Source organism: Andreprevotia lacus DSM 23236, from assembly GCF_900176275.1.
Classification (GTDB): Bacteria; Pseudomonadota; Gammaproteobacteria; order Burkholderiales; family Chitinibacteraceae; genus Andreprevotia; species Andreprevotia lacus.
In genome coordinates, this window is the sequence record NZ_FWXD01000012.1 from 116,183 (window position 1) to 142,343 (window position 26,161).

Annotated in this window: 20 protein-coding genes and 1 tRNA gene; 16 read left to right on the forward strand and 5 right to left on the reverse strand. The window is 64.1% G+C overall.

All coding sequences use genetic code 11. The features are described from left to right. Positions 1-3 precede the first annotated feature (3 nt). The 8 genes from B9A19_RS11670 to B9A19_RS11700 are packed head-to-tail and all read left to right on the forward strand — an operon-like array spanning position 4 to position 10,312. Positions 4-885: an isochorismatase family protein gene (locus B9A19_RS11670; RefSeq protein WP_176216899.1), complete on the forward strand. Its 882-nt coding sequence runs from the start codon at positions 4-6 to the stop codon at positions 883-885. A gap of 1 nt (position 886) precedes the next feature. Continuing rightward, entirely contained in the window at positions 887-4,819 is a 3,933-nt protein-coding gene (locus tag B9A19_RS11675; RefSeq protein WP_139798794.1) for a non-ribosomal peptide synthetase, read from the forward strand. After that, positions 4,816-5,673, forward strand: coding sequence for a siderophore-interacting protein (locus B9A19_RS11680; protein ID WP_217807050.1), 858 nt, complete (start codon positions 4,816-4,818; stop codon positions 5,671-5,673). Before B9A19_RS11675 ends, B9A19_RS11680 begins: the two co-directional genes overlap by 4 nt. Beyond that, on the forward strand, positions 5,670-6,581 hold the full coding sequence (locus tag B9A19_RS11685) for an ABC transporter substrate-binding protein (protein WP_084090981.1): 912 nt from the start codon (positions 5,670-5,672) through the stop codon (positions 6,579-6,581). Before B9A19_RS11680 ends, B9A19_RS11685 begins: the two co-directional genes overlap by 4 nt. Next, positions 6,578-7,612 (forward strand): FecCD family ABC transporter permease, encoded by a 1,035-nt coding sequence (locus B9A19_RS22565; RefSeq protein ID WP_176216900.1) that lies wholly within the window; start codon positions 6,578-6,580, stop codon positions 7,610-7,612. The genes B9A19_RS11685 and B9A19_RS22565 overlap by 4 nt, the downstream gene beginning before the upstream one ends. Further along, positions 7,609-8,664, forward strand: coding sequence for a FecCD family ABC transporter permease (locus tag B9A19_RS22570; RefSeq protein WP_176216901.1), 1,056 nt, complete (start codon positions 7,609-7,611; stop codon positions 8,662-8,664). Before B9A19_RS22565 ends, B9A19_RS22570 begins: the two co-directional genes overlap by 4 nt. Further along, complete coding sequence (locus tag B9A19_RS11695) at positions 8,661-9,515, forward strand: ABC transporter ATP-binding protein (RefSeq protein ID WP_084090982.1); 855 nt, start codon at positions 8,661-8,663, stop codon at positions 9,513-9,515. Before B9A19_RS22570 ends, B9A19_RS11695 begins: the two co-directional genes overlap by 4 nt. Further along, positions 9,512-10,312 carry a 2,3-dihydro-2,3-dihydroxybenzoate dehydrogenase gene (locus tag B9A19_RS11700; RefSeq protein WP_084090983.1) on the forward strand — a complete coding sequence of 267 codons (801 nt, stop codon included), beginning with the start codon at positions 9,512-9,514 and terminating at the stop codon, positions 10,310-10,312. The genes B9A19_RS11695 and B9A19_RS11700 overlap by 4 nt, the downstream gene beginning before the upstream one ends. A 137-nt stretch (positions 10,313-10,449) precedes the next feature. Here the strand turns inward: B9A19_RS11700 and B9A19_RS11705 are convergent. The 3 genes from B9A19_RS11705 to B9A19_RS11715 all read right to left on the reverse strand — a co-directional run bounded on the left by B9A19_RS11705 (position 10,450) and on the right by B9A19_RS11715 (position 13,371). Beyond that, positions 10,450-10,539: transfer RNA gene (locus B9A19_RS11705), tRNA-Ser, on the reverse strand. Between the two features lie 39 nt (positions 10,540-10,578). Continuing rightward, on the reverse strand, positions 10,579-12,111 hold the full coding sequence (locus B9A19_RS11710; RefSeq protein ID WP_084090984.1) for a cyclic-di-GMP receptor FimW-related protein: 1,533 nt from the start codon (positions 12,109-12,111) through the stop codon (positions 10,579-10,581). A 90-nt stretch (positions 12,112-12,201) separates the two neighbouring features. After that, positions 12,202-13,371, reverse strand: coding sequence for a pyridoxal phosphate-dependent aminotransferase (locus B9A19_RS11715; RefSeq protein WP_084090985.1), 1,170 nt, complete (start codon positions 13,369-13,371; stop codon positions 12,202-12,204). An 84-nt stretch (positions 13,372-13,455) separates the two neighbouring features. On the opposite strand from B9A19_RS11715, the gene B9A19_RS11720 reads away from it, so the two are divergent. The 5 genes from B9A19_RS11720 (at position 13,456) to B9A19_RS11740 (ending at position 18,960) form a co-directional block, all read left to right on the forward strand. Continuing rightward, positions 13,456-15,060, forward strand: coding sequence for an ABC-F family ATPase (locus tag B9A19_RS11720; protein ID WP_084091000.1), 1,605 nt, complete (start codon positions 13,456-13,458; stop codon positions 15,058-15,060). A gap of 158 nt (positions 15,061-15,218) precedes the next feature. Beyond that, a complete protein-coding gene (locus tag B9A19_RS11725) occupies positions 15,219-16,217 on the forward strand; it encodes a YheT family hydrolase (protein WP_084090986.1) in 999 nt (332 codons plus the stop codon). Between the two features lie 11 nt (positions 16,218-16,228). Continuing rightward, entirely contained in the window at positions 16,229-17,599 is a 1,371-nt protein-coding gene (locus B9A19_RS11730; RefSeq protein WP_084090987.1) for a phosphomannomutase/phosphoglucomutase, read from the forward strand. Positions 17,600-17,605: 6 nt separating this feature from the next. Continuing rightward, positions 17,606-18,451 carry a carboxylating nicotinate-nucleotide diphosphorylase gene (gene nadC / locus B9A19_RS11735; RefSeq protein WP_084090988.1) on the forward strand — a complete coding sequence of 282 codons (846 nt, stop codon included), beginning with the start codon at positions 17,606-17,608 and terminating at the stop codon, positions 18,449-18,451. Positions 18,452-18,606: 155 nt separating this feature from the next. Continuing rightward, positions 18,607-18,960 carry a DUF6717 family protein gene (locus tag B9A19_RS11740; protein WP_084090989.1) on the forward strand — a complete coding sequence of 118 codons (354 nt, stop codon included), beginning with the start codon at positions 18,607-18,609 and terminating at the stop codon, positions 18,958-18,960. Here the strand turns inward: B9A19_RS11740 and B9A19_RS22575 are convergent. Together B9A19_RS22575 and glmS are read right to left on the reverse strand one after the other, a co-directional pair. After that, on the reverse strand, positions 18,944-20,518 hold the full coding sequence (locus B9A19_RS22575) for a methyl-accepting chemotaxis protein (protein WP_084090990.1): 1,575 nt from the start codon (positions 20,516-20,518) through the stop codon (positions 18,944-18,946). The genes B9A19_RS11740 and B9A19_RS22575 overlap by 17 nt on opposite strands. A 598-nt stretch (positions 20,519-21,116) precedes the next feature. Then, positions 21,117-22,922 carry a glutamine--fructose-6-phosphate transaminase (isomerizing) gene (gene glmS / locus B9A19_RS11750; protein WP_176216902.1) on the reverse strand — a complete coding sequence of 602 codons (1,806 nt, stop codon included), beginning with the start codon at positions 22,920-22,922 and terminating at the stop codon, positions 21,117-21,119. A 178-nt stretch (positions 22,923-23,100) separates the two neighbouring features. On the opposite strand from glmS, the gene B9A19_RS11755 reads away from it, so the two are divergent. The 3 genes from B9A19_RS11755 to dxs are packed head-to-tail and all read left to right on the forward strand — an operon-like array spanning position 23,101 to position 26,109. Then, positions 23,101-23,343, forward strand: a complete 243-nt coding sequence (locus B9A19_RS11755; protein ID WP_084090992.1) for an exodeoxyribonuclease VII small subunit — start codon at positions 23,101-23,103, stop codon at positions 23,341-23,343. Next, positions 23,340-24,242, forward strand: a complete 903-nt coding sequence (locus B9A19_RS11760; RefSeq protein WP_084090993.1) for a polyprenyl synthetase family protein — start codon at positions 23,340-23,342, stop codon at positions 24,240-24,242. Before B9A19_RS11755 ends, B9A19_RS11760 begins: the two co-directional genes overlap by 4 nt. Positions 24,243-24,258: 16 nt before the next feature. Beyond that, on the forward strand, positions 24,259-26,109 hold the full coding sequence (gene dxs / locus B9A19_RS11765; protein WP_084091001.1) for a 1-deoxy-D-xylulose-5-phosphate synthase: 1,851 nt from the start codon (positions 24,259-24,261) through the stop codon (positions 26,107-26,109). The last annotated feature ends 52 nt before the right edge of the window (positions 26,110-26,161 follow it).

The window sequence follows — 26,161 nt, forward strand, 5'->3', positions numbered from 1 at the left end:
CGCATGACCATTCCCCGCATCGCCACCTATCCCATGCCCACCGCCGACGCACTGCCGGCCAATCGTGTGACCTGGCAACCCGATTCGGCGCGCGCCGTGCTGCTGATCCACGATCTGCAGCAATACTTCCTCGATTTCTACGATGCCAGCGCCAGCCCGATTCCCGAGCTGCTGCGCAATGCGCGAGCCTTGCGCGATGCCTGCGATGCGGCCGGCGTGCCGGTGGTGTATACCGCCCAGCCGGTGGTGCAATCGGCCGAGCAACGTGGCTTGCTCAATGACTGGTGGGGGCCGGGCATTACGGCCAAGCCGGAGCTGTATCCGGTGGTCGAACCGGTGGTGCCGCGCGATACCGATACGGTGCTGACCAAATGGCGCTATAGCGCATTTGCCAAGAGCGACTTGCTGCAGCGTTTGCGCGATCAGGGGCGTGACCAGCTCATCGTCTGCGGCATCTATGCGCATATCGGCGTGATGATGACGACGGCCGATGCCTTCATGAACGATGTACAGGCATTCATGATTGGCGATGCGGTGGCGGATTTCTCGGCCGAAGAGCACGCAATGGCACTGCACTATGCATCGCGCCGCTGCGGCGTGGTGTTGTCGACGGCGCAGACCGTGGCAGCGCTTGCCCCCAAGCCCAAGGCACAACTGCCGGCCAGCCTGGCAGGGTTGCGCGAGGAAGTGGCCAAGCTGTTGCAAGTGCCTGTGTCTGATCTGGCCGACGACGACAATCTGCTGGATTACGGGCTGGATTCGATCCGACTGATGGCGCTGGCCGAGCGCTGGCGCGATGCCGGCGCTGACGTGGGTTTTGTCGCACTGGCCGAGCAACCGGTGCTGGCGCGCTGGTGGGTGCTGCTGCAGGGCGCAGGGTGCTGAGATGGCGCAAAGCCCGCATGAAAACCGCCTGCCGCTGACCTCGGCCCAATACGGCATCTGGCTGGGCCAGCAACTCGATCCTGCCAGCCCGGCTTACTGGACTGCCGAAGCGCTGCTATTGAATGGCGTACTGGATGAGGCCGTCTTTACCGCCGCGCTCACGCAGGTGGTGGATGAAACCGAAGCACTGCACATGTGCTACCACAGCGATGGGGTCGCAGTCTGGCAAAGCCGGCTGCCGTCGGCCGGTGCGGGCCTGCTGCGGCACGATTTCAGCACCGAGGCCGATCCGCTGGCCGCTGCATTGCACTGGCTGCAACAGCAGATGGCCGTGCCTGCTGATCTGGCGGCCGGCCCGCTCCACGGCAACTACCTGCTGTGCCTGGGGCCGCAACGCCATGTGTGGTGCCTGTGCGCGCATCACATCGCACTCGATGGTTTTGGTCATGCACTGTTCAGCCAGCGCGTTGCCCAGCGCTATGGGGCCTTGCGTGCCGGGACTGCGATGCCGGAGAAGCAGGCTACGCTGGCGGCGGTGGTGGCTGAAGACCAACGCTACCAGGCTGAACGTGCCGGCAAGGACCGCGATTTCTGGCTGGCCCGCATGGCCGGCTTGCCGGAGCCAGCCACCATTGCCGTGCCGAAAACGCTGGCGCGCAGCGTGCGCAAGCAGCGCGGGCTGTTGCCGGCGGCGGCATTCGAGCGCTGGCAGGCTGCCGCCGCGCTGTGCAGTGTGGACTGGCCGTCGTGGCTGGCCAGCGTGGTCGGCCTGTGGTTGCGCAAGCACTCCGGGCGAGTAGCGCAAACGCTGGGCTGGCCGGTGATGGGGCGGCTGGGCTCGGTGGCGCTGGGTGTGCCATGTATGGCGATGAATATCGTGCCGCTGCCCATGCAGATTGATTGCGGCGGCACGCTGGATGCGCTGGCGCAGCAGCTGGCTGCCAGCCTGCGCGCCATCCGGCCGCATCAACGCTATCGCTACGAACACCTGAAGAACGATCTGGGCCTGGCCGGTGGCCGACGCCGGCTGTTTGGCCCAGTGCTGAACCTGATGCCATTCGAGCGCCCACTGCAATTTGGCGATCTGGCCGTGGAAAACCACCCGCTGGCCGCCGGGCCGGTAGAGGACCTGTCCATTACCATCGCGCCGGGGCAGGGCGGGGTGCGCATTGATCTGGAAGCCAACCCCGATGCTTATCCGGTGGCATTGCTGAACGAGCTGCATGCCAGCCTGCTGCACACCCTGGAGGCCGTGCTGGCCGACCCGCTGGCGCCGATCGCCAGCTTGCTGCCGAAGGTCGCATCCGACCATGCCTTGCCGCTGGCCGTGCTGCAGGGTGAGGCATTGAATGACGTGCCACGCGATGTGCTTGAGCGTTTGATTGCGCAAGCAGCCGCAGCACCGCAAGGGTTGGCCTTGCAGCAAGCGGGTGTCCGCATCAGCTATGCCGGATTGCTGTCCGGCGTGCAGCAGTTGGCCGGGCAGCTGCATGCGCTGGGCGTGGGGCCGGGCAGCCGCGTGGCGTTGTTGCTGCCGCGCGAACCGCGCACCATCGTGGCCTTGCTGGCCGTGTTGTGGGTCGGCGCGGCTTATGTGCCCATCGACCCGGCCAGCCCGGCGGCGCGGATTGCCATGGTGCTGGACGACAGCCGCCCGGCGCTGCTGCTTACGCTGTCGGAATACGCCAGACGGCTGGCATGGCCGGGGCCGGGCTGGAGCCTGGATACCCAGCCTGCACCGCAGGCAGCACCGCTTGCCGTTGCGGTGCAGGTCGATGATGTGGCGCCGGCCTATGTGATTTACACCTCCGGCTCTACCGGCAAACCCAACGGCGTGATGATCAGCCGGGGTGCACTGGCGCATTTTGTCGTCAGTGCCGGCCAGCGTTACGGCATCGATGCAAACGACCGGGTATTGCAGTTTGCACCGCTGCATTTCGATGCCAGCATCGAGGAGGTCTTCCTTCCGCTGTGCAATGGCGGCAGTCTGGTGCTGCGTACCGATGCCATGCTCGATTCGCTGCCGCATTTTCTGGCCGAGCTGGCCCGCTTGCGCATCAGCGTGCTCGATCTGCCGACCGCATTCTGGCACGAGCTGGCGTTTGCGCTTGACCATGGCGCACTGGCGCTGCCCGCTTGCGTGCGCTTGGTCATCATCGGTGGCGAAGCCGCGCTTGCCGAACGGATCAGCCGCTGGCGCAGCCAGGTCGGCCCAGCCGCGCGCTTGCTCAATACCTATGGCCCGACTGAGGCCACGGTGATCTGCACCACGGCCGAACTGGCAGGGCCTGATCAACTGGACTGGCATGGCGATGCCGTGCCGGTGGGTCGCCCCTTGCCGGGCGTGGGGTGCGTGGTGGTCGATGCGCACATGCAGCCTGTGGCGCAGGGTAGCGAGGGTGAGCTGTGCTTGCTTGGCCCCGCGCTGGCGCTGGGTTATTTCGAGCGCGAAGCCCTTACGGCGGCGCGTTTCATCCAGCTGAATGCCTTGCCGGGCGCACCGCGCGCCTATCGCACGGGGGACCGGGTAAAACTGCAGGCCGACGGCCAGCTTTATTTCCTTGGCCGGCTGGATGATGAATTCAAGATCAGCGGTCACCGTATTGATCCGGCCGAGGTCGAAACGGCCTTGCTCGGCATGGCTGGCGTGCATGAGGCTGCCGTGATCGGCCAGACCTTGCCGGCTGGCCTGAAGCGGCTGGTGGCGTTTGTGGTGCAGGCGGCAGGGGCTGAATTGCCCGGTCAAGCTGCCATGCGGCGCACGCTGGCTGATCTGCTGCCCGCACCGGCCATTCCTGCCTATTACGTATCTCTGGCGCGGCTGCCACGCAATGCCAACGGCAAGATAGACCGTCATGCCCTGCGTGCCTTGCCCGCGCCGGCACCGTCCGAACAGGCCGCTGCCATGACTGCGACCGAGTTACGCATCGCCGAGGTGTGGCAGACCGTGCTGGGTGCGCATGACATTGCACCGCACGATGATTTCTTCGCGCTGGGCGGCAAATCATTGCAGGCCATCCAGGTGGCCAACCGCCTGAGTGCGGCACTGGCGCGCGAGCTGCCGGTGTCGTGGCTGTTCCGTCACAGCACGGTGGCCGCGCTGGCGCAGGCACTGGATGCGCCGACCAGCCATCAGCCGCCGGCTACTGCGGGCAACGAGTTCGCACCGCTGCTGACCATACAGCGCGGTGAGGGTGCCGGGCTGTTCTGCATTCATCCCGCCGAAGGGCTGGCTTGGTGCTACTTTGGCCTGGCGCGTCATTTGCCGGACGCCGCCATCCACGGCTTGCAGGCACGCGGCCTGACTGGCGCACTGCCAGCCAGCTTCGACGACATGGTGGCCGATTACCTGCAGCAAATCCGCCAGCAACAGCCGCAGGGGCCGTATCAGTTGCTGGGTTGGTCGTCCGGCGGGGCGGTGGCGCATGCGATTGCGGCCGGGCTGCGCGCCATGGGCGAGCAAGTCGACCTGCTTGCCATCCTCGACAGCTATCCGGCCAGCGCGTGGATCGGGCGCCCGCAACCGACCGGGCGCGATGCGCTCGAAGCCTTGCTCGATGTGACCGGTGACGATGCGCTGGACGCGGACGGCCAGCCGCTGGATGAAGACGCCATCCTGGCCAGACTGTGCCGCCCCGGCAGCGCGCTGGCCGGCTTCGGCAGCGAGCGCATCAAGCAGATGAGCAGCGTGGCCTTGCATACCATGCAGCTGTTCCGCGCTGCCGAGACCCCGCACTTCGATGGTGACATGCTGCTGTTCCGCGCAGCGCAGCGCCAGCCCAATGCGCCCGACAGCGGAAGCTGGCAGCCGCATGTGGGCGGACGGGTGCAGGTGGTCGATGTCGATTGCACGCATTCAGCCATGACCCGGCCGGCACCGCTGGCCCATATCGGGCAGGAACTGGCCAGATGCTGGCCACAGGAACAAGCATGAGCACGCCCCGTACCCCGCCACGCCTGTTGCGCGTGATTCGCACTGTTGATCTCAGCCCGCAAATGCGCCGCATCACGCTGGGTGGCCCGGCCATGGCCGGTTTTCCGCTGGGCATGGATGGCAGCCATATCAAACTGATGCTGCCGCAGGCGCACCAGAACGAGCCGATGTTGCCGACCCTGGGGCCGAATGGCCCGGTCTGGCCACCGGCCGATCAGCGGCCAATCACCCGCACCTATAGCGTCAGCCGCTATCACCCGGAAAGCGGCGAGCTGGATGTCGATTTCGTGCTGCACGGCGACAGCGGCCCTGCCTCGGCCTGGGCGTTACGCGCACAGCCGGGCGATGCCATCGGCGTGGCCGGCCCGGCCGGGCCGGCGCTGTTTCAGCCCGGTGCGCCGTGGTACCTGCTGATTGGTGACCCCAGCTCGCTGGCGCTGCTGACCGCGGTGCTGCGCGCCTTGTCGGCAGATGCGCAAGGCGAGGTGCTGATCGAGGTGCCTGATGAGGGTGAAATCCAGGCCCTTGCGCATCCGGCCGGCATGCGCCTGCGCTGGCTGGTGCGCCACGGTGCGCCGGCTGGCGAGAGCCGTCTGCTGCTGGATGCCGTGGCTGCACTGCCATGGCCCGCCACGCCGTCGGTGACGCTGGCAGGGGAGAGCGCCCAGGTGGTGGCCATCCGCGATTTCCTGCTGCAGCAACGCCAGCTGCCACGCCGGCAGTTGTATGCAGTGCCGTACTGGCGCGATTGCTACACCGAGGAGGCCTACCACTTGGAGCGGCATCGCATCATGGACGAGCTGGATGCCGTGCCAAACCAGGTGCCCGAAACTGTTACAACGGAGCCAACATGAAATCACTGTTTTTGCCGGCATTGCTGCTGGCCTGCCTGACCGCCAGCACGGCCGCATGGGCGGCGCGCACCATCACCGATGCCAATGGCACGCAGTTGAGCGTGCCCGACCACCCCGAACGCATCCTGGTGTTGTCCGAACTCGATCTGGATGCCGCACTGGCACTCAAGATCAAGCCGGTGGGCACCACCAATGGCCGCGGTCAGGACGGTGCACCGCGCTATCTGGGGGCTGTGGGCAGCAAGCTGGTCAGTGTGGGCAATTTCGGTACGCCGGTACTCGACAAGGTGATCGCGCTGCAGCCTGACCTCATCCTCGCCGGCGGCCTGCCGGACCCGGAGTTGCTGGCGCAGCTGCGCCGCATCGCGCCCACGGCAGTGACCTACAAGCTGGGTGACGACTGGAAGGCGGCCTTTGCCCGCATTGCGCAAATCACCGCGCGCGATGCGCAAGCACAAAGTTTCATGGCGACGTACCAGCAGCGTCTGACCCAGGTGCGTAGCCAGTTGGGCAAGCAGGCCGGGGCTACGGTCAGCGTGGTGCGCTGGAACCCGCAAGGGCCGGCCTACATGCTCAAGGATGCCTTTGCCAGCCTGGTGCTGGCCGATTTGCAGCTCAAGCGCCCGGCCGGGCAGCTGCAGCCCGGTATTGCCCACTCGCCGCCGCTCAGCCTGGAAGCACTCAACCGCATCGATGCCGACTGGCTGTTCATTGGCACCCTGGCGCCGGCCGGTCAGGCCAGCAGCGCACTGGCCAGTGCCAAGGCCATGCCGGCCTTTCAGCAACTGGCTGCGGTGAAGCGCCAGCAGATGGTGGTGATTGATGGCTCGCTGTGGACCAGCCTGGGCGGGCCGCTGGCCGCGCTGGCCATCGTCGATGATGTCGACAAGGCGATGGTCAAAAGATGACAGCCCGGGTTTTTTCCGGGGCCGAGCAGGGCGCGTTGCTGGTGGTGCTCGCCTTGTTGATGCTGGCCTTGTTGATGCTGGCCTCGCTGCTGCTTGGCGCTGGCGAGATCGGCCCGGCCGACAGCCTGCGCTATCTGCTCGGGCTGGCCGCCCCGGCGCAGCTGCCGCAGGACATGGCCATGGTGATGTGGCAGATGCGCCTGCCGCGCATGCTGGCTGCCGTGCTGGTTGGCGGAGCACTGGGCATGGCGGGCATGCTGCTGCAGACGGTGACGCGCAATCCGCTGGCCGAGCCGGGCTTGCTCGGCGTCAACGCTGGCGCTGCACTGGGCGTGGTGATCGGCATTGCGTGTGCCGGTGCGGATGTCGGTGCGGGCTATCTGCTGTGGGCCCTGCTGGGGGCAACGCTGGGCAATGGCTGCGTACTGCTGGCGACCCGGCTGGACCAGTATGTCGATGCACCACTGCGCCTGGTGCTGGCCGGGGCCGCATTGAGTGCGACCTTTCACGGGCTGACCTCGTCCATTCTGCTGGCGCAGCAGAGCGGCTATGACCAGTACCGCTTCTGGATCATGGGGTCGCTGTCCGGCATCAGCCCGGCTGCATTGGGCTGGGTTGCGCCGGCCATCGTAACGGGCGCCGCACTGGCGTTGCTGTTGTCCCGTGCGCTGGCCGCGCTGCAGCTGGGCGACGATAGTGCGTGTGCGCTGGGCCATCGCCCGGCACTGGTTCGCACCGGCATTGCCTGCGCGGCAACCCTGCTGACCGGCAGCGCGGTGGCGCTGGCTGGGCCGATTGCTTTCCTTGGCCTGCTGGCGCCGTTTCTGGCGCGCCAGTGCAAGTGCACCACGCCGGCGGCCCGCCTGCTGCTGGCCGCCCTGTTCGGCATGGCCTTGTTGCTGGCTGCCGATATTGCTGCGCGCTTGCTGGCTCGCCCGTTCGAGACGCCTGCCAGCGTGGTCACTGCCTTGCTCGGTGCGCCATTACTGGTGTGGATTGCGCGGCGCAGCAGCCGGGAGGGTTTGGCATGAGCGCGCAGCCACAGGTATTGGAATCCGGCGTGTTGGTGCTGCGCTGGCGGGCGTGTTCATGGCTGCTGGCCTGGCGGCCACTGTGCGTCACCACCTTGCTGGCCGCTGGTTTGCTGGGCGCAGTGGTGCTGGCCTTGCTGGTGGGCAGCCAGTGGCTGAGCCCGGCCGTCATCTGGCAGGTCGTGCAGGGCGATGCGTCGTCCAGTCTGCTGATTCTTGAATTCCGTTTGCCCCGGGTGCTGGTGGCTGTCGTGGCCGGCATGGCGCTGGCACTGGCGGGAGGGCTGTTGCAGACGCTGACCGGCAACCGCCTGGCCTCGCCCGAGTTGCTGGGCCTGACCGATGGTGCCACCTGCACCATGCTGATCGCGCTGGTGCTTAGCCCCGAGGGCAGCTTTGGCCCGTGGTGGGTAGGGCCACTGGGTGCACTGCTGGCCATGGCCTCGTTGCTGGTTGTGTCTGGCGGCGTGGGGCAACGCGGCCAGCGCATGCTGATCGTAGGTATCGGGCTGGCCTGCCTGTTGCGCGCAATGGCCGAGTTGGCGCTGTCGCAGCAATCGCTGCAGCACGCCAGCGCCATCTACGCATGGACCACGGGCAGTCTGGCCGGCAAGGGGACGGCAACCCTGTTGCCACTGGCGGCAGGTTTAGCGGTGTTGTTGCCACTGGCCATGTTGTGCCGCCGGCAACTGGCGCTATTGCGGCTGGATGTGGATGTCGCCGCGACCTTGGGTGTGCCGGTGCGGGCGGTGCAGTGGCTGACCTTGCTGACCGCCGTATCGCTGGCCGGTCTTGCCGTTGGGCTGTGCGGGCCACTGGCCTTTGTTGCGCTTGCAGCCCCCATCATTGCCGAGCGCTGGGCCGGTGGCGCAGCCATGCCGTTGCCGGCGTGCGCTTTGCTTGGCGGCATGCTGGTGGTTCTGGCTGATTTGCTGGGGCGCATATTGCTGCCCAATGCCGAGCTGCCGGCCGGGGTGATCTGCAATCTGCTGGGCGGGCCTTTTTTGTTATGGGTATTGCTGGGCAAGGGCTCGGCAGGGAAGCGGGAATGACGTTGTTGCAAGTAAGGCAGCTCAGGGCCAGCCACAGGCAACGGCCGGTGCTGCAGGGTATCGATCTGAACGTGGATGCGGGGCAGGTGGTGGCCATTGTCGGCCCCAATGGTTGCGGCAAATCGACCTTGTTGCGCTGTCTGGCGCGGTTGCACCGGCCCGATGGCGGCGAGATTCGCCTGGGGGGCAGCCCGCTCTGGCAGTTGAAACCACGCGAGGTGGCATTGCGGCTGGCCCTGTTGCCACAAGCGCTGACGGCGCCCGAAGGGATTACCGTTGCCGCGCTGGTGCGCTATGGCCGCCATCCGCATCAAGGCTGGTTCCGGCAATGGTCACCCGGCGATGATGCAGCCGTACGCGATGCAATGACGATGACCGATACGCTGCATCTGGCAGGGGCTCGCATCGACGAGCTCTCGGGCGGACAGCGGCAGCGCTGCTGGCTGGCCATGGTGCTGGCACAGCAGACGCCACTGCTGTTGCTGGACGAGCCCACCAGCATGCTGGACCTCGGCCATCAGGTTGACGTGCTGGAGTGCATACGCAGGCTGGCTGCTGCCGGCCGCAGTGTCGTCATCGTGTTGCATGACCTTGCCGCTGCGGCGCGTTATGCCGACGTGCTGCTGGTCATGCGCGAAGGCAGGGTCATTGCACAAGGGGCACCGCGCGACGTGGTTACGCCAGCATTGATCCGCGATGTGTATGGCATCGAGGCTGCCGTGCTGGCCGCACCCGGTGACGGCGCACCGGTGGTGGTGCCGCTGGGTGCCTCTGCCATTGCCAAGCAGCCAGCCGTGCCGGATACCCCGGCCATGCTGCATGCCGCCCAGCTTGAACAGGAACAGCGATGAGCCCAATCTCGAACAACAATCATCAATTTCACGGCCGTGTGGCCTTGGTGACTGGCGCGGCGCAGGGTATAGGTGCAGCTGTCGCCCGCATGCTGGCCGCGCGTGGTGCAGCGGTGGCGCTGCTGGACCGGGATGCTGCCGGTCTGGCACGTACCGCAGAGTCCATCTGCGCAGCCAACGGTCCGGCACTGCCGATTGCACTGGACCTGTGCGACGCACAGGCGCTGGAAGCCGCTGTTGATCAAGTTGCGCGCGAGCTGGGCCAGGTCGATATCCTTGCCAGCGTCGCCGGCATCCTGCGCCCCGGCGATGCGCTGTCCCTGAGCGATGCCGACTGGGACGACACCTTCGCGGTCAATACCACGGCTGTATTCCGGCTGTGCCGCAGCGTGGGCCGGCAAATGGCAGCACGGCGCAGCGGCAGCATCGTCATCGTCGGCTCGAATGCAGCCAGCACACCACGGCTGCACATGGCTGCCTATGCGGCCTCCAAGGCTGCCACTGCCCAGTTTGCACGCTGCCTGGCGTTGGAGCTGGCCTGCCATGGCGTGCGCTGCAATCTGGTGTCCCCCGGCTCGACCGATACCACAATGCAGCGCCAGCTCTGGACCGGCCCGGAAAGCGAGGCCGCCGTCATCGCCGGCAACCTCGCTGCCTACCGGCTGGGGATTCCGCTGCAGCGTATTGCCCACCCCGACGACATTGCCGAGGCCGTCTGCTTTCTCGCCTCTGACCGCGCCCGCCACATCACCATGCACGATCTGCGCGTTGATGGTGGGGCGACGCTGGATGCCTGATCTCAAGCCTAGGTTGCAATCCTCGCATCAAGGTGCCTCATCGACGTCGCCCACATGGGTTAAGCAGACTGAAGGGCACATTAACTGCTATAACAAAGAAAAAGCCCCAGAGACATCAGGGGCTTTTTCGTTAGTTCTGGCGGAAGCGCAGAGATTCGAACTCTGGGGGGACTTGCATCCCCGACGGTTTTCAAGACCGCTGCCTTAAACCGCTCAGCCACGCTTCCGAAGCTGCGCAGTGTAGCAAATACCGTCGCTGCCGTCAGCTAGCCCAGCTTTTCCAGTACTGCAAAGCGGGTGAGGGTGGCGTCAGCGGTGTGCTCCAGCGCGGCGTTGAGGCGGATGCGGTAGCTCTTGCCCTGTGCAGAGAGGCGGAATTCGCGGCTGTCGGCGAAGAAGGCTTGCGGCAGCAGCAAAAAGCGCCCGCGCGGGTTGGCGGTGGCGTCGGGTGAATAGACGCCGCTGAAGCTGCGGTCGCTCAGCAGCGGGGTCATTTCGACCACCACGGCGGTCTGGGTCAGCACTTCGATCCCGACATGGACGATGCCATCCAGCGATTTGCTGATGCGGCGCACGATGCCGACCGAGAATGGCTGGTTGCCGATGCCGGACAGTCCCAGTACTTCGCCGGCCTGCAGTTTGTCTTCGCCCGCAGCCTGATAAGTGACGCCGACGCCACCTGCACTTTCGTTCTCGATCTCCCAGCGGCCGCCAGCCGGACCGCGCCCGTCCACGGTACGCTCGCCGCGCAGGAACTGGATCACATCGTCCAGGCCGCGGATGACGTTGATGACTTTCTTGGCGGTGCGGCGCTCGTGTTTGCGGATGGGGGCGGGGGTGTCACGCGACCACAGCTCGACCAGCCCTTGCAGCAAATCGATATTGGCCGGAGCGGCTGATTCAGCCGGCAGTCCGTGCGCAATCGGATCCGGGCTGTCATGCAGCAGCTGTTCCAGCGTTTCGCGCATGTGCTGCACCAGCGGCTCGGTGGTCCAGTAACGCCAGTTTTCGCCCACCATGTCGCGGCGCAGTCGTTTGGGCGGTGTGGAGCCGGCGATATTGATGGCAAACAGCTGGCGGTTGGGGCGGATCTGGCTTTCCAGGTCGATGCGGCCGGCCCAGCGTTTGAGCCATTGCGACAAGACTTCGATTTGTGTTGATTGCAGACGCTCGGGGTTGGCCAGCGCCAGCATCAGCACCTGCAGGTATTCGCGGCGGATTTCGGTGATTTCACCGTCGGCATAGCCCTGCATCGGCGTGGCGGCGCAGCCTTGTTGCTCGGCCAGCAGGTAAAGGCGGTTCAGGTTGCGCCAGACCTTGGGGTCCAGCTCCAGATAGCGCAGATACGCCCATTTGGCCTGCTGGCCGAAGTAGGCAAGTCCACGCAGAATGAAGGTGTGCATGCTCTTGTCGAGCGGGCGGTTGCTGGCTTGCTGTGCCTGCTTGAGCGTGATGCGGTAGGCATCACCCATTTCAGCCCAGAAGGCGAGCAGCGTGGGCAGCACATGGGGCGGGCCGACGTGCTCGACTATGACCCGGCCAAGATAGATGTCGACCAGATGCTGCTGTAAGGTTCTTGCTTTCTCGTCCAGATAGGGGACGGTTTTCATCCTGTCTTTCAGGCTGATCTTCGGATTGGTGTTGAGCTGTTTCAACGCCTTCACGATTTCGATCTGCGCTTGCAGGATGTCCGATTCGGGCAGTTCCTGCATCATGACGGTGGCAGATTTGAGGTCGTAAACGCCCTCTTGGTCGCGCTTGCCGAACAAGGCGCCAACCAAACCTTTGAAATCAAACATCAGTTTCCATCTCTCGGTATTTTTATTGGCTGCGATTGTAAGTCAAATCGCCGTTCATCAGATTAGGCAAAGCGCGCGAGAGTCGCAAATTCAGGACAGACGGCGGTCACAGAACTGTGCAATCCGTTGCAATGCAGCATCAAGCCGGTGCACGGGCTGGGTATAGGCAAAGCGCAGCATGGTGGGCGCAAGGCCGAAATCCAGCCCCGGCGTAACGGCAACGGCTTGTTCGGCCAGCAGGCGGGCGGCGAAATCGGCTGCGTCGCTGGTATGCCCGCTGGCATCTGCCCATAGATAGAAGGCGCCATCGCCCAGGCAGGGAATGGCCAGCCCCAGGGCTTGCAGGCCGGCCGCAAGTACATCGCGCCGCCCGGCGAGTTCCTGCCGGCGCTGCTCCAGTATTGCCAGTGTTGCCGGCTGGAAAGCGGCCAGTGCTGCATGCTGCGCCGGCGTTGGCGGGGCAAGGAAGAGGTTCTGCGCCAGTTTTTCCAGCGCCGGCACGGCCCATTGCGGTGCCACCAGCCAACCCAGCCGCCAGCCCGTCATCTGGAAGAATTTGGAGAAGCTGTTGACGACGAATACGTCGTCGGCCACCGAAAGCACTGTTTCGTGCGGTCGGCCATATACCAGTCCCTGGTAGATTTCATCGACGATGAGCTGGCCGCCGCGTGCTCGGCTTGCCGCAGCCAAGGCTGCCAGCTCGGTTGGTTCAAGCACCGTGCCAGTCGGGTTGGCGGGGCTGGCGACCAGTGCGGCCACCGTGCGATCAGTCCAGTGCGCAGCCAACGCATCGGCGCTGAGCTGATAACGGGTATCCGGCCCCACCGGCACATTGACCGGCCGCCCCTCGAACAGGCTGACCAGGTGGCGGTTGCACGGGTAGCCGGGGTCGGTCAGCAGCACCTCGTCATCACGGCCGACCAGCAGCGCCAGGATCAGCTGCAGCGCACCCGATGCACCGGGGGTGACGACGATGCGTGCCGGATCAACCCGCACGCCGAAGCGATCCGCGTAAAAACCGGCAATGGCCTCGCGCAATTGGGGCAGCCCGCAGGCGCCGGTGTAGAAGGTCTTGCGCTCGGCCAGCGCACGCATGCCGGCATCCACAATGGGTTGCGGGGTGGCGAAATCGGGCTCGCCGACCTCCAGGTGGATGACGTCGCGGCCAGCCGCTTCCAGCGCCTGTGCATCGGCGAGGATGCGCATGACGTGGAAGGGTTCGATCTGCTGCAGGCGCGCCGCGAAGGGTGGGGTGGGCATGTGGTAGAATCCGGCGATTCGAAATTTTCCCGCATTTTACCTGCGCTGCGCCCGCAAGGGCGCACGCACGAGGCCAGCAGACACATGATCAGTACCGCCAATATCACCATGCAGTTCGGCGCCAAGCCGTTGTTCGAGAAAGTGAACGTCAAGTTCGGCGACGGCAACCGCTACGGCTTGATCGGCGCCAACGGCTGCGGCAAATCCACCTTCATGAAGATTCTGGGTGGCGATCTCGAACCGACAGGCGGCAATGTCAGCCTTGATCCGGGCGTGCGCCTGGGCAAGCTCAAGCAGGATCAGTTCGCCTATGAAGAAATGCGCGTGCTGGACGTGGTGCTGCACGGCCATGCCGAGCTGTGGGATGCCATCCACGAACGTGATGCGATTTACGCCAACCTCGAAGCGACCGAAGACGACTACATGCGCGCTGCCGAGCTGGAAGGCAAGGTCGCCGAATACGACGGCTATACCGCCGAGGCGCGCGCTGGCGCGCTGCTGCTGGGCGCCGGCATCCCGATCGAGCTGCACAACGGCCCGATGTCCGAAGTGGCGCCAGGCTGGAAGCTGCGCGTGCTGCTGGCGCAGGCGCTGTTCAGCAACCCGGACGTGCTGCTGCTGGACGAACCGACCAACAACCTGGACATCAACACCATCCGCTGGCTGGAAGAGACGCTGAACCAGCGCAACTCCACCATGCTGATCATCTCGCATGATCGTCACTTCCTGAACCAGGTGTGCACGCATATTGCCGACGTGGACTACGGCGAAATCCGCATTTATCCGGGCAACTACGATGACTACATGCTGGCCGCTACGCAAGCACGTGAACGCCTGCTGACCGACAACAGCAAGGCCAAGGAAAAAGTGGCTGAACTGCAGGCATTTGCACAGCGCTTTGCCGCCAACAAGTCCAAGAGCCGTCAGGCCACCTCGCGCCTCAAGCTTGCCGACAAGATCAAGGACAATATGGTCGAGGTGAAGCCGTCGTCGCGGCAGAACCCGTATATCCGCTTCGAGATGGACGACAAGCAGAAGCTGCATCGTCAGGCATTCGAGGCCGCCAACCTGTCCAAGTCCTTCGACAAACCGCTGATCCAGAGCCTGAACCTGATTTTCGAGGCCGGCCACAAGCTGGCGGTGATCGGCGGCAACGGTGTGGGTAAGTCTACCTTGATGAAGCTGCTGGTGAACGAGCTCAAGCCGGATGCAGGCAGCATCAAGTGGGCCGACAAGGCCGAGTTCGGCTATTTCGCGCAGGATCACGAAGAAGACTTCGCCGAAGACATCACGCTGTTCGACTGGATGAAGCAATGGGGCCAGCCGGGCGATGACGATCAGGTGATCCGTGGCATCCTCGGCCGCTTGCTGTTTGGCGGTGATGACGTGAAGAAGTCGGTCAAGGTGCTGTCCGGCGGCGAAAAGGGCCGCATGCTGTACGGCAAGCTCATCCTGCAAAAGCCGAACGTGCTGATCATGGACGAACCGACCAACCACATGGACATGGAGTCGATCGAATCGCTGAACCTGGCGCTTGATCTGTACAAGGGCACGCTGGTCTTCGTGTCGCATGACCGTGTATTCGTGTCGTCGCTGGCTACACAGATTCTGGAGCTCAATGGCGACGGCAGCTACGAGCACTTCCTTGGCGGCTATGAAGACTACCTTGCCAGCAAGGGTCTTGAGTAAGCTGCTTGTGCAGGCTGCGGTCGTACAAACGGCTGCAGCCTGTCGTTGTGTGAATGTCACCACACTGTGACAAATCCGCTTTTCTTCCGTCGGCAACAACGCCACGCTAAGTGCGTTCCCAACTTGTGCGACCTGCGCAAAATCACTAGCCTGCAGCCATGCAACGTGAACGCAATCTTGAACTGCCCCATTACCATGCCCCAGCCTGGCTGCCGGGCGGGCATGCGCAGACGCTTTATCCCGCGCTGTTCCTTTGGCAGCGGCTGACGCGCTACCGGCGCGAGGGCTGGGTGACGCCCGATCTGGACAGCATCGTGGTCGATTGGGTGGATGGCCGTGCCGGCACCCCCATCGTGGTGTTGTTTCACGGGCTTGAGGGCGGCTCGAAAAGCCATTATTCCTTGTCGATTGCGCAGTATTTCTATCCGCGCGGCTATCGCTTCGTGGTGCCGCATTTCCGCAGTTGCGGCAATGTGTCCAACCGCTTGCCGCGTGCCTATCACGCCGGCGACAGCAATGAAATCGACTGGATTTTGCGTCGCATCCGCGACCGCAACCCCGAATCGCCGCTGTATGCAGTTGGTGTCTCGTTGGGTGGCAATGCACTGGCCAAGTGGCTGGGCGAGCAGGGCGAATCGGCTGGTGAGCTGATCAGCGCTGCCGTCGTGGTTTGCGCGCCGCTGGACCTGACCGCTTGCGGCAACATGCTGGATGTCGGGGTCAACCGGCATATCTACACCCGCGAGTTTTTGCGCACGCTCAAGCGCAAAACGCTGCTCAAGCTCAAGATGACCGACAATCCCTATATCGACCGGGATCGCGTCAAGCGTGCGCGTACCTTGCGTGAGTTCGACGATCTGGTGACCGCGCCGCTGCACGGCTTCAAGGGGGTTGAGCACTACTGGGACAGCGCCAGCGCCAAGCCACTGCTGCGCCATATCGCCGTGCCCACCTTGCTGATCAACAGCAAGAACGACCCGTTCATTCCCGCGCACAGCCTGCCGGGGCCGGATGATGTTTCGCAGTGGGTCAGCCTGTTGCAGCCGCGCGAAGGGGGGCATGTCGGCTTTGTCGGTGGTGCGCCACCGGGGCGGCTGAACTGGCTGCCCGATGTCATGTGGCGTTTCTTCCAGCATTACGCGCCATTGCCGCGCTGAAGCGAGCCATCATGGCCAGTATTCCTGCTGAAATCTTCAAAGCCTACGACGTGCGCGCGCGCACCGAACTGCTCACGCCCGATGCGGCCCGGCTGATCGGCCGTGCCTTGGGCAGCACGCTGCGCGAGCGTGGCTTCGTGCGCTTTGCGCTGGGGCGCGATGGCCGCTTGTCCAGCCCGGCGCTGGCTGCTGCGCTGGCACAAGGCGTGAGCGAAACGGGCATCGCTGTCTGCGATCTTGGCCTGGCCGCCACACCCATGCTCTACTTTGCCGCCAACCACGTGGCCGATGGCTGCGGTGCGGTGGTCACGGGCAGCCATAATCCGCCTGATTACAACGGCATCAAGATCATGCTGGGTGGCGAAGCGCTGGGCGGGGCTGCGCTGCAGCGCCTGCGCGAGCGCATCGAGGCCGATGAGCTGGCCCCCCCGCTCGAAACGCCAGCGCCGATACGTGTGCTGGATATTGCCGAAGACTATCTGGCCGCCATTGCCGGCCGGCTCACCTTGATGCGCCCGCTCAAGGTGGTGATTGATTGTGGCAACGGCGTGGCCGGTGCTTTTGCGCCAACGCTGTTCCGGCGCATGGGCTGCGAAGTGATTCCCCTCTATTGCGAGGTGGACGGGCACTTTCCCAACCATCATCCCGACCCGCAGGATGAAGCCAATCTGGTCGACCTGAAAGCGGCTGTTGCCGCGCATGGCGCGCATGTCGGCCTCGCCTTCGATGGCGATGGTGACCGGCTGGGCGTGGTGACGCGCCGTGGCGCCAGCGTGCCGGGCGATCGTTTGCTGATGCTGTTTGCCGGTGCCGAGCTGGCCGAGCACGGTGGCGGCCATGTGCTGCACGATGTCAAATCCAGCCGCGCCGTTGCGGCCTGGGTGACGCAGCACGGTGGCACCAGCGAGACGATACCGACCGGCCATACGCATATGAAGAAGCGGCTGCGTGAGACAGGGGCCTTGCTGGCGGGCGAGCTGTCCGGCCATTTTGCCTTTGCCACCTGGCGTATCGACGATGCGCTGTATGCCGGCGCCAAGTTGTTGCGGCTGATTGCCGCCGGACTGGACGTCGATACCGAGCTGGCCGGTTTCCCGACCCCGCTGGCCTCACCGGAATTGCAGATCGCGCTGGATGGCCCCGGCCATGCGCTGGTGGCACAGATCGCGCAAACCGCCCGCTTTCCCAGCGCGCAACGCGTGGCCGAGATCGATGGCCTGCGCATTGAATATGCCGATGGTTTCGGCCTCATCCGCGCATCCAACACGCAGCCCTTGCTGACTCTGCGGCTGGAGGCCGACAATGCGCCTGCACTATGGCGCATCCGCGCCGAGCTGGCGGCCGCCATTGCCCCGCTGACCCTGCCCGATTTTGATTGCTGATCCAATATGACCTTTGCCTTGCCCCCGCAACACATCATTGCCGCCAATGTCGCCGCCGCCCTGCAAGAGGATGTGGGCGAAGCCGACTGGACTGCCCGGCTGATCCCGGCCGAGCGTATCGGCCGCGCCACCGTGCTGGTGCGTGAGGCCGCAATGGTGTGTGGCCAGGCGTGGTTCAACGAGGTATTCCGTCAGGTCGACGCCGGTGTTGCGGTGCGCTGGCTGGTGGAAGAGGGCGCGCAGGTTGCCGCCGATACCGTGCTGTGCGAGATCGAAGGCAGTGCGCAAAGCCTGCTGACGGCAGAACGCTCCGCCCTCAACTTCCTGCAGGTGCTGTCTGCCGTAGCGACTGAAACCCGCCGCTATGCCGACGTGGTGGCTGGCACGCGCGCGAAAGTGCTGGATACGCGCAAGACCATGCCGGGTCTGCGCCGTGCGCAGAAATACGCCGTACTGGTCGGCGGGGGCGCCAATCAGCGCATCGGCCTGTATGACGGCGTGCTGATCAAGGAAAACCACATCATGGCTGCCGGCGGCATTGCCGAGGCGCTGGCTGCCGCGCGTGCCATTGCCCCCAGCCACGTCACCCTGCAGATCGAAGTTGAAAACCTGACCGAACTCGACGCCGCGCTGGCCGCCGGCGCACCGTCGGTACTGCTGGACAACTTCAGCCTCGACCTGCTGCGCGAAGCAGTGGCCCGCACCGCTGGCCGTGCCGTGCTGGAAGCCTCGGGCGGCGTGGACATGAGCACCTTGCGGGCGATTGCCGAAACCGGCGTCGATCGCATCTCGGTCGGCAAGCTCACCAAGGACGTGCGCGCCATCGACTTGTCGATGCGCTTTCAACTCTGATGCAGCTTCACCAGCCGTGACGTGAGTTTTCACATCATGGCTGGCAAATCCATATGGCTTGTTCCAGCGCCGGGGCACTATTCACCAAGGCTGTTTCAAGCTGCGCAGCTTTGCTAATGTGCGGAGGGTTCCCACACGACGCAGGAGTGCACCATATGAGCGTGATACACCATATCCAGCCCTATCTGTTACAGGGTCTTTGGGTCTTTGATGATGCGACTGTCGGCTTGGTTGAAGAGCCCTTCGTCGAAGGCACCGATACCCTGATTGAGCGTGCAGTAGCTGGCATACCAGACGCGGACAACGGGTTCGAGTTGTACTTTGCCGACCAGCCGTTTGCCGGTAGCCAGCTTACCTTGCTGTGGCGGCGCGAAGACGAGACGGGCAACTGGTACTACTGCGCTGAGCTGGCACAGGAAGGCTGGCTATGCCCAGCATTGTTCAAGTATTTCGATGCGGCGCCGTTGGCCATCCATGTCGCCGTGCAACCGCTCAACGCCGGAATCTGAATGCTGCCAGCTGGCGATCCAGCTGGTTGGCCGTTTCGGTCAGGTCGCGCATGTCGCCCAGCATTTCCTCGCTGCGGCGGCTGCTTTGCTGTGCGCCGTCGCCAATGCCGGCCAGACGTTCGTGAATGGCTACGCTGGCCTGGCCCTGTTCTTCCACCGCCACTGCAATGGCATCCATCAATTCGCTGACGCGCTGCGCATCCGCGCCGATCTGGCCCAGCGAGCTGGCGATGGCTTCGCCGTCGCCCAGGCATTCGCCAACGCGCGAGCTGGCGGCCTGCATGGCCTGCAGGGTCTGGCGGGCTTTCTCGCGCGTGGTATCGAGGATGTGATGGATATCGCGGGTCGAGCTGGCGGTCTGCACCGACAGCTTGCGTACCTCATCGGCCACTACTGCAAAGCCACGCCCGGCCTCGCCGGCGCGAGCGGCTTCAATGGCGGCGTTCAATGCCAGCAGATTGGTCTGGCCGGCAATGTCCTCGATGCCCTGCGCTACGCGTACGATGTCCTGCACGGCGTCGGTCAACGTCGATAGTGCGGTTTCAGCATCGGCAAACTCGCTGCCGAGCGCGTTGAGGCGCACGATGGAGTTCCGCCCGGCAGCGGTGGCGCTACCGGCTGCATCGCGGGTTTCTGCTGCTACTTCGGCGGCCTGTTCGGCTTGCTCCGCAACCGCATTGACGGCGCTCTGCAGTGTCTGGCTGGCGCCGCCGATATCCTGCAGGTGGGCGGTCTGGCGCGCGGCGTCGGCATGGATGGCATCGGCCAGCCGGGTGACATCGCCGGCATCGCTGCGCGTGGTCTGTGCAGCCAGGCTGACTTGCGATAATGTCTCGGTCAGCCTGGACAGAAAACGGTTGAGGCTGCGGCCCAGGTCGCCGATTTCGTCGTCGCTCTCGACCATGCGGCCGGTCAGGTCGCCCTGGGCCAGCTGCTCGCTGGCGGCGCTCATGGTGGCAAGGCGGGCCTTGAGCTTGCGGGCGAAGTAGAGCTGGCTGGCAACGATCAGCAGCGCGGTCAGCGTCAACGGCACCAGTGTGCTGGCCAATAGCGCCAGCATCCGGTTGCCGATGGCATTGGTGACTTCGCGCGCTTCGGACTGCATGGCGCCGCTGCTGGTGTCGAGCGCGCCGAGCACGGGCACCAGCTCGTTCTTGTAGATTTGCTCGGGAATGTTGAGCGCATCCTGCGGGCTGGTCTCGGAAATCCTGACCGCACTGCGGAACTGCTTGAGGTACTCCTGCCAGTGCTGGTTCAGCGCGGCGCTCAGTGCCTTGCCGGCATCGCTGTTGTCCAGCAGCCCGGCGGCATGCTTCTGCACTGCCTGCTCGGCTTCGTTAAGGCGCTCGCCAGTATCCGGTGCCAGCGGGTCGGCACGGGAGACAATGAGCATGGTGCTGCGCATGGCGGCTACCGCAGCCTGTGCTTGCTGGCTGTCGTGATAGCGGCGGTAGTCATTCTGCAGCAGGCTGATCTGTGTGCTGATCCATACCCCCAGGCCGAGCAAGGCGGCAACGGTAACGGCACTGACGATTTTGAGCTGGGCAGAGATACGCATGACGATCCGGTAAAACGATAAGCAGCCGTCAACGTATGAAAATCAGGTTACATCCATATTAAAAGTCAAAAAGTCTTACGAACGGGCGCCCGTCACGCAAAGCGAACAAAGCGCGCCGCAGACTTTGCCGAAATCGCGGCATTCTCTGCTCAGTGCCGCGCAAAAGCGCCGAATTTCAACAGTTGCAGCGGCTTCTGGTGCTGGCAACTGCATGCATTCAGCTGCCAGACACGGTTCGCGATTGTGCTGGCTGCTGGTGATGCCAAGCAGCACAGCGGCCGTTGCAAGAAAATTTATTATGACAAATATAGTAAGCAACTCTGCGCCAGCAGCGCAGCTCGTGCCGCAGCAAGCGGCGCCAATCCGGCACACGATGCTCGCTATTGCGTTGTATCGATAAGGTTTCCGTTGTCCGGTGCATGCTGGTGTTTCCATTCTGAGGAACACTTTCAAGCTAGCCGGGGTGGTATCAAGATGATGTTGAAATCGCGTGCATGCCAATAAAAATTGCCTCAATGCATGGGGCTTGCGCCAAGCGATCGCTACCGGTGCAGCCTGGCTGCCCCGACCGTGATGGTGGCGCAACCGGCAGTGGGGACTATTGCTCCGTAGCGAACGATTTGGCCAGATAGCGCGGCGTGTCGATCTCGTTGCCCTTGCAGATGGCGATGCGGAAGGCCAGCAATTGCAGCGCAATCACGTAGAGGATGGGGTTGAGGTCGTGCAGATCGGCTGGCATGCGGGCGATGTTGAGCCGGTCTGCCTGCGTCAGTCCGGCATCCGACAACACGAACAGCTCGCCGTGGCGGGCGCGCACTTCCTGCAGGTTGGCCAGCAGTTTCTCGGCCAGCCGGTTCCACGGCAGGCAGGCAATCACCGGCAAACGGGCATCGACCAGCGCCAGCGGGCCGTGCTTGAGTTCACCCCCGGGATGGCCTTCGGCATAGACGTAGGCCACTTCCTGCATCTTTAGCGCGCCTTGCAGCGCAATCGGGTAGTTGTAATGCCGGCCGATGCAGAACAGGTGTTCGCTGCGCGCCAGCCGCTGTGCCCACTGGTCGAGTGTGGGTTCCAGCGCCAGCACGGCTTGTGTGGCACGCGGCAGATGCAGCAGATTGCTGTGTGCCTGCTGCTGCAGCGCTGGCGTCATGTGCCCGCGCTGTTGTGCCAGCCCCAGCGACAGCAGGTAAAGCAGCAACAATTGCGCGCTGAACGTCTTGGTCGATGTAACGGCAATTTCCGGGCCGACTTCATGGATCAACTGCAGCTGTGCCAGGCGCATCAGGCTGCTGTTGCGTGCATTGGAAACCCCCATGGTGACCGAGGCACCGAGCTGTTGCGCATGCCGCAGTGCAGCCAGCGTGTCGGCGGTCTCGCCCGACTGCGAGAGGCCGATGGCCAGCGTGTTCTGCTGCAATACCGCGTCCATGTAGCGGAATTCACTGGCTAGCTCCACCGTGGTGGGGATACCCGCCAAGCCCTCCAGCCAATAGCGGGCGGTCAGCGCCGCGTGATAGCTGCTGCCGGATGCGATCAACACAATGGCGTCGACGGCACTCAGGCGGCGCGTACCGTCGTCGCCGACCAGTGCGCGCAGATCGGGCCGGGTGCCCAGGCGCGCCAGCGCATCGGCCAGCATGGCCGGCTGTTCGCTGATTTCCTTGCCCATGTAGTGCGAAAAGCGGTCCAGATCGGCGCGGGCACTGCGCACGTTGACGGCATCGTGGGCACGGCGCACCGGCGCGCCACCGGCGTCGATGACTTCGCAGTGCAGCGGGCTGATGGTGGCCACATCGCCGCTGTTCAGGCGGATGACATCAGTGGCAAAGGGCAGCAAGGGGCTGAGCTGGTCCGCGCAGGCGTAGCCGCCCTGATGTGATGCGATCAGCAGCGGTATGCCCGCGCTGGCAAAGACCAATTCGTTGGCATTTTCGCGTTCGATCACGCCTATGGCATACAAGCCGTTGATCTCGTTCATTGCCGCCAGCGTGGCCCGCGCCAGATCACGTTGCGTGCGGTGGTGCCAGTGTATCAGTGCGGCAATCAGCCCGATGCTGTTGTCGGCCGGTACGCTGTAGCCCAGCGATTCAAGCTTGCTGGCAATGTCCTCGCCGTTTTCGATATTGCCGCGCATGACCACACCGATCAGGTCGCGCTCGATCATGCAGGCGTGCGAGGCCGCATCACCCCAGTCCAGCCGCATCAGCAGGCGGTTGGGTTCCTGATAGCCCAGATGACTGGAAAGACTGCCTATGCTGGCGTCGTCCGCGCGCATGCTGATGCGTGTCTGATCGCCACTGATGGCAACGCAGCCCTGCATTTGCAGCGGGGAGAGACGGGTGGTTTGCTGCTCCAGTGCGGGCAGGCAGTTCTGCGCCGCAATCAGGCCGATCAAATAACTCATGTAGGTCTCTTGGCGGTCATTATGGTTATGCTTGTATCGTAGCCTTCGTGGCGCGCCTTGCAAACGCGGATGCAAGCCGTTTGAAGGTGTATGAAAAAGCACCGCCCGGCACTGCCGCAATTGACTAATGGCGCGGGTTTGGGCTACTTTCCACCCGTTCTCCCGCCCGCGTTGTTCCATGTCCAGATCCCCCAAATCCGCCGCTGCTGCGCCTGCCGACTTCGAGGCCGGCGTGACCGAGCTTGAAACGCTGATCAGCCAGCTCGAAAACGGCCAGTTGCCGCTGGAGCAAGCGCTTGCCGCCTATCAGCGCGGCCAGACCCTGCTGAAGTACTGCGAGGGCAAGCTCTCCGATGCCGAGCAACAGCTCAAGGTGCTGGAAGGTGATGTGCTCAAGCCCCTCGATACGGAGGCACAATGATCGCTGCGGGTGCCGATTTCAAAACGTGGATGAGTGCCGTGCAGGCGCGCATCGAAACAGTGCTGGAAAACAGCCTGCCCACCGACGAGCACATGCCGGCGCGCCTGCATCAGGCCATGCGCTATGCGGTGCTGGACGGTGGCAAGCGCGTGCGCCCGCTGCTGGTGTTTGCCGCTGGCGAGCTGGTTGGGGCTGACCCGGCACGGCTGGATCATGCTGCCGCCGCTGTCGAGCTGATCCACGCTTATTCGCTGGTGCATGACGACATGCCCGCGATGGACAACGATGTGCTGCGCCGTGGCAAGCCCACCGTGCACGTCGCCTTTGACGAGGCCACCGCGCTGCTGGCTGGCGATGCGCTGCAGACTGCCGCATTCGAGAGCCTGAGCAAGCAAGTGCTGACCGACGACGCGCGCGACCAGATCGCCATGGTGCACCTGCTGGCCAAGGCATCCGGCAGCCACGGCATGTGTGGCGGGCAGGGCATAGACCTGTACAGCGTGGGCAAGGCACTGACCCTGCCCGAGCTGGAGCTGATGCATATCCTCAAGACCGGCGCGCTTATCCGTGCCTCGGTACTTCTGGGCGCCCACTGCGGCAGCAAGCTCGATGCCGCCGCGCTGGCCGGCCTGGATCACGCTGCCAAGTGCGTGGGGCTGGCCTTCCAGGTGATTGATGACATCCTCGATTGCGAGGCCGATTCGGCCACCCTGGGCAAAACGGCCGGCAAGGATGCCGCCAACGACAAACCCACCTATGTCTCGCTGCTGGGCCTGCCGGCAGCGAAGGAAAAGGCTGCCGAGCTGCAGCGCGAGGCCCATGCCGCGCTGGATGCACTGGGCGCCAACGCCGCCCGCCTGAAACAAGTTGCCGACTTCATCGTCGCGCGTCGCTCCTGATTTGCCCATGTCTGAAATGATGAACAACCGCTTGCTTGATCGCGTCGATACCCCTGCCGATCTGCGCAAGCTGGACCGCCGCCAGTTGCCGCAACTGGCTGATGAACTGCGCGCCTTTTTACTTGATTCGATCAGCCGTACCGGCGGGCATTTTGCCTCCAACCTCGGTGCGGTCGAGCTGACCGTGGCGCTGCACTATGTATTCGACACCCCGCATGACCGGCTGGTGTGGGACGTGGGCCACCAGAGCTATCCGCACAAGGTGCTGACCGGCCGCAAGGGCCGCATGGGCAGTATGCGCAAGAAGGGCGGCCTGGCGGGCTTCCCCAAGCGCGAGGAAAGCGAATACGACACTTTTGGTGTCGGCCATTCGTCTACCTCCATTGGTGCTGCGCTGGGCTTTGCCGAGGCCGCCAAGCTGGCCGGCGAAGACCGCCACGCCATCGCCGTGATCGGCGATGGGTCGATGACTGCCGGGCAGGCGATTGAAGCGCTGTTCAACGCCGGCCACCGTGACGTGAACCTGCTGGTGATCCTGAACGACAACGAGATGTCGATCTCGCCCAATGTTGGCGCGTTCAACAACTATCTGGCCAAGCTCTTGTCGGGCAAGTTCTATAACGGCTTCCGCAATGCGTCGGGCAAGATGCTCGATGTGGTGCCCACGCTCAAGGAGCTGGCGCGGCGTGGCGAGGAGAGCGTAAAGGGTTTCTTTACCCCGGCATCGTTTTTCGAGGAGCTGGGCTTCAACTACATTGGCCCCATCGACGGCAACAACCTCGATACCCTGGTGGCCACGCTCTCCAACATCAAGAAGCTGAGCGGGCCGCAGTTTCTGCACATCGTTACCAAGAAGGGCCACGGCTACAAGCTGGCGGTCGATGACCCGGTCAAATACCACGCGGTGACGCCATTCACGCCGGAAAACGGCATGACTGGTGGCAAGAGCAGCGGCAAGGTCAGCTTTACCCAGGTATTTGGCGACTGGCTGTGCGATATGGCCGCGCAGGACGAACGCCTGGTGGCAATCACCCCGGCGATGCGCGAAGGCTCGGGTCTGGTGCGCTTCGAGAAGGAATTCCCCAGCCGCTATTTCGACGTCGGCATTGCCGAACAGCACGCGGTGACGTTTGCCGCTGGCCTCGCCTGTGAAGGGCTCAAGCCGGTGGTGGCGATCTACTCCACCTTTTTGCAGCGCGCCTATGACCAACTGGTGCATGACGTTGCATTGCAAAACCTCGACGTCACTTTCGCCATCGACCGTGCCGGTCTGGTGGGCGCCGATGGGCCGACGCATGCCGGTTCGTTTGATCTGAGCTATCTGCGCTGCATTCCCAATATGGCGGTGCTGGCGCCGGCCGACGAGAACGAATGTCGCCAGATGCTCTACACCGCCTGGCAGCATTCCGGCCCGGCCGCTGTGCGCTACCCGCGTGGCAGCGGCAACGGCACGACCATCGAAACCACTATGAGCGCTTTGCCCTGGGGCAAGGGCGAGGTGCGCCGCAAGGGCAGCAAGATTGCCATCCTCGCCTTCGGCACGGTGTTCGACGCCGCACTGGCCGCTGGCAATGTGCTGGATGCCACGGTGGTCAACATGCGCTTCATCAAGCCGCTGGACAGTGCACTGGTGTTGCAACTGGCTGTCGAACACGAGTTGCTGGTGACCGTGGAAGAGAACGCCATCATGGGCGGCGCCGGCAGTGCGGTGCTGGAAGCGCTGGCCGCAGTTGGCATCGCCAAGCCGGTACTGCAATTGGGCCTGCCTGATTGCTACGTCGAGCATGGCGAGCAGAAGGAGCTGCAGGCGGATTGCGGGCTGGATGCTGCGGGGATTGAGGCAGCGATACGCAAGCGGCTGGGCTAGGGCCTGTTAACACTTATTTCGCGCTTGCGCTGGGCCGCAAAGAGGTCAGCTA

Bases quoted from the DNA above. Each gene is read 5' to 3' on its own strand.
- B9A19_RS11670 (WP_176216899.1), top strand. From the start codon at position 4: ATGACCATTCCCCGCATCGCCACCTATCCCATGCCCACCGCCGACGCA.
- B9A19_RS11675 (WP_139798794.1), top strand. From the start codon at position 887: ATGGCGCAAAGCCCGCATGAAAACCGCCTGCCGCTGACCTCGGCCCAA.
- B9A19_RS11680 (WP_217807050.1), top strand. From the start codon at position 4,816: ATGAGCACGCCCCGTACCCCGCCACGCCTGTTGCGCGTGATTCGCACT.
- B9A19_RS11685 (WP_084090981.1), top strand. From the start codon at position 5,670: ATGAAATCACTGTTTTTGCCGGCATTGCTGCTGGCCTGCCTGACCGCC.
- B9A19_RS22565 (WP_176216900.1), top strand. From the start codon at position 6,578: ATGACAGCCCGGGTTTTTTCCGGGGCCGAGCAGGGCGCGTTGCTGGTG.
- B9A19_RS22570 (WP_176216901.1), top strand. From the start codon at position 7,609: ATGAGCGCGCAGCCACAGGTATTGGAATCCGGCGTGTTGGTGCTGCGC.
- B9A19_RS11695 (WP_084090982.1), top strand. From the start codon at position 8,661: ATGACGTTGTTGCAAGTAAGGCAGCTCAGGGCCAGCCACAGGCAACGG.
- B9A19_RS11700 (WP_084090983.1), top strand. From the start codon at position 9,512: ATGAGCCCAATCTCGAACAACAATCATCAATTTCACGGCCGTGTGGCC.
- B9A19_RS11710 (WP_084090984.1), bottom strand. From the start codon at position 12,111: ATGTTTGATTTCAAAGGTTTGGTTGGCGCCTTGTTCGGCAAGCGCGAC.
- B9A19_RS11715 (WP_084090985.1), bottom strand. From the start codon at position 13,371: ATGCCCACCCCACCCTTCGCGGCGCGCCTGCAGCAGATCGAACCCTTC.
- B9A19_RS11720 (WP_084091000.1), top strand. From the start codon at position 13,456: ATGATCAGTACCGCCAATATCACCATGCAGTTCGGCGCCAAGCCGTTG.
- B9A19_RS11725 (WP_084090986.1), top strand. From the start codon at position 15,219: ATGCAACGTGAACGCAATCTTGAACTGCCCCATTACCATGCCCCAGCC.
- B9A19_RS11730 (WP_084090987.1), top strand. From the start codon at position 16,229: ATGGCCAGTATTCCTGCTGAAATCTTCAAAGCCTACGACGTGCGCGCG.
- nadC (WP_084090988.1), top strand. From the start codon at position 17,606: ATGACCTTTGCCTTGCCCCCGCAACACATCATTGCCGCCAATGTCGCC.
- B9A19_RS11740 (WP_084090989.1), top strand. From the start codon at position 18,607: ATGAGCGTGATACACCATATCCAGCCCTATCTGTTACAGGGTCTTTGG.
- B9A19_RS22575 (WP_084090990.1), bottom strand. From the start codon at position 20,518: ATGCGTATCTCTGCCCAGCTCAAAATCGTCAGTGCCGTTACCGTTGCC.
- glmS (WP_176216902.1), bottom strand. From the start codon at position 22,922: ATGAGTTATTTGATCGGCCTGATTGCGGCGCAGAACTGCCTGCCCGCA.
- B9A19_RS11755 (WP_084090992.1), top strand. From the start codon at position 23,101: ATGTCCAGATCCCCCAAATCCGCCGCTGCTGCGCCTGCCGACTTCGAG.
- B9A19_RS11760 (WP_084090993.1), top strand. From the start codon at position 23,340: ATGATCGCTGCGGGTGCCGATTTCAAAACGTGGATGAGTGCCGTGCAG.
- dxs (WP_084091001.1), top strand. From the start codon at position 24,259: ATGATGAACAACCGCTTGCTTGATCGCGTCGATACCCCTGCCGATCTG.